We start from the raw sequence: 2,680 nt of genomic DNA, 5'->3' as shown, positions 1-2,680 counted from the left end.
AAGCCCGTCCATGACACTGCGGTCCAGTTCGGTTTCACCCCCCTCGATGACAAACTCAACTTCCTTGCTGTCATACTGTGCAACATCCCGAACCACCCGTGGCAGGCGGTTGAAGATGTGGTTCAACGGGATCATCCTGATGTTCATCATCAGGTTCTGGAGTTCCAGAACCGACCGATCAACCATGCCAATGGCTTCGTCCATCTCCTTGATACGGTGCTGCTCGGCAATCTGTTTGAGCCGCCCGCGGTTAATTACCAGGTCCTCGACAAGGTTCATGATGTGGTCAAGCGCCTGGATATCTACCCTGAGGTTCTTGATCTCTCGGCTCTTCTCGGCAGCAGAGGCTTGTTGTTTTTTATCCTGCTCCGCGAGATTCTTCTCCTGCTTTATTGCCTGGACCGGTTTGATCTCAACCGTTGCGATCTCCGAGCCCTGTGCGGCCGTGAGGAGTGCCTCTTCCCCTGCTTCACTGGTAATCCGGAGGTCAACGGTTCCATCAAATCTGCCCTCATCGATATCGTCTTTTGAAGGAGTGATCCTGGTGATGGTCCCGAGGGCTTCCAGGTTGCCGATGGCGATCATTGCCCGGACATCCTTCATCATGCAGTCCGGAGACACAATAATACGGATATCAAATTCAGGCGCACCGTTCGAGTCAGTGGCAGATGACGGTACCGCATCAGGTTGTACGGCAGGAACATGATTGGAAGGTGCCGCTTTTTTTGCGTCTTTTGTAGTTCCCCCCCCAAGTTTCTCAAGCCATTCCTTGAGGGAGTGAACCTGGTCGTCCGGGTTGATGGATGACGAATCGCCACCTCCCTCAACATCATCGATCATCTGCTCAAGCATATCTGAGCAGGCAAGGAGGAGGTTCCCGAGATCCTGGGACATCTCCGCAGATCCGCTCCGGATCAGCTGGAAAATGTCCTCCATTGCATGGCAGAGGCGTTCCATGTCGGCAAAGCCCATGGATGCAGATGCCCCCTTCAGGGTATGGATGGATCGGAAAATCTCGTCTATTGCGTCCTGGTTGGATCCTTTCTCGAGGATGAGAAGGTTCTTTACCATGTTCTCGTGGTTTTCCCGTGACTCCGCAACAAAGAGCCCGCGATACGCCTCAAATTCAGACATTGGTAGCCTCCATCTGATGTACCAGCCGTTCTATCTCGGGACCGAGTTTTGCGAGCGGCAGCACTTTATCGACAGCATTTTTCTGGATTGCAGAACGTGCCATACCATACACAAGGCAATCTTTCTCATCACAGAGGAGGCTTATTCCCCCCGCCTCTTTGATGGCCTGTGCACCAGCGCCGGCATCGTTCCCCATCCCGCTCAGGATCACCGAAACGATGTTCTTCCCATACACTTTTGCCGCGGACTCAAATGTTTTGTCAACCGCGGGCCTTACACCATGGAGGGGTGCCGTGTTCGAATGGATGATCTTTCCCATCCGCGTCTTGTTCGCATCGATATCGTTACTGATAATGGTGTGCACCCCGGCTTTTGAGAGCAGGATCTTTCCGGTTTGGACCACATCGCCATTCTCCGTCTCCTTCACCGGCATGGAGGCGATCCGGTTGAACCGTTCTGCAAGCGCTGCGGTAAACCCGATAGGCATGTGCTGGGTGACAATAATGCCGGCAGGAAGGTTCTGGGGTATAGCAGCGAGCAGGGTATCGAGCATCGGCGGTCCTCCCGCAGAGGATCCGATCAGGACGACGCGTGATGCAGGCCCGGTAGTGGCCGGAACCTTGTGTACAACCGGCGATGCCGGGAGCATCATGAGATGTTTCAGTTTCGTGACCAGTTCGTTGCCTATCACCCGTACATGCGGGATATCCTTGGGTTTGAGCATGAAATCGTCTGCCCCAAGACGAATGGCACGGGTTGTCATCTCTGCGCCTTCTGAAGTGAGAGTACTGAGCATCAGAATTTTCGGGCGCTTGCGTTGTTTTTTGAGTTCTTCAAGTACCTGGATGCCGTTCATTTTCGGCATCTCAATATCGAGCGTCACAAGATCCGGCTCAAGGCTCTGGATCTTCTCCAGGGCCTCCAGACCATTGGATGCAGTTCCCACTACCTCGATGGTCGGATCCTTTGTCACCATATCCCGGATGACCGTGCGCATGAACACGGAATCATCAACGATGAGCAGCTTCACCATATTGTCAGGATGCCAGGACGTTCTTGACCTCTTCCAGGACTTTAGGCGCCTGGAAGGGTTTTACGATATACCCTTTTGCACCGCTCTTGATGGCAAGCTTCACCATCTGTTCCTGTCCCACGGCAGTGCACATGACAACGCGTGCATTGGGATCAACTGCCTTGATCCCTTTGAGCGCTTCAATGCCGTTCATCTTGGGCATCACAACGTCCATGGTTACGAGATCCGGCTTCAGTTCCTTGTATTTTGCCACGGCCTCTTCCCCATCACCTGCTTCTCCGGCGATGGTATGCCCACCGGAGAACAGGATATTTTTTAGAAGGGTTCTCATAAAGAGGGTATCATCCACGATCAGAATCTTTCCCATTGACGATCAAATATCTGATTAAGAGATCATTACATAAAACTGTATGGGAGCAGCGAAAAAAGAAAATAATCAGTTTGTCTGGGATTTCGTTGCATCAGAGATATATCGGACGCCTTTTGTTGTCAGCTGGACCTCCCGTCGTATCG

At 52.6% G+C, this 2,680-nt stretch carries 3 protein-coding genes; all 3 read right to left on the bottom strand.

All coding sequences use genetic code 11. From position 1 onward, the window contains the following. Positions 1 to 1,134, bottom strand: a 1,134-nt coding sequence (locus CW742_RS10120) for an Hpt domain-containing protein (protein WP_292419969.1), incomplete at its 3' end; no start/stop codon positions are given. Continuing rightward, complete coding sequence (gene cheB, locus CW742_RS10115; protein ID WP_292419967.1) at positions 1,127 to 2,167, bottom strand: chemotaxis-specific protein-glutamate methyltransferase CheB; 1,041 nt, start codon at positions 2,165 to 2,167, stop codon at positions 1,127 to 1,129. The genes cheB and CW742_RS10120, both read right to left, overlap by 8 nt. A 4-nt stretch (positions 2,168 to 2,171) precedes the next feature. Next, entirely contained in the window at positions 2,172 to 2,534 is a 363-nt protein-coding gene (locus tag CW742_RS10110) for a response regulator (protein WP_292419965.1), read from the bottom strand. Positions 2,535 to 2,680: the final 146 nt, after the last annotated feature.

It is taken from the genome of Methanoregula sp. (genome assembly GCF_002835825.1).
Lineage (GTDB): Archaea > Halobacteriota > Methanomicrobia > Methanomicrobiales > Methanospirillaceae > Methanoregula.
Note: the sequence above shows the minus strand (reverse complement) of the source record. Positions and strands in the feature narration are given on the sequence as shown.

Coding starts and splice junctions, on each gene's coding strand:
- CW742_RS10110 (WP_292419965.1), bottom strand. CDS start 2,534: ATGGGAAAGATTCTGATCGTGGATGATACCCTCTTTATGAGAACCCTT.
- cheB (WP_292419967.1), bottom strand. CDS start 2,167: ATGGTGAAGCTGCTCATCGTTGATGATTCCGTGTTCATGCGCACGGTC.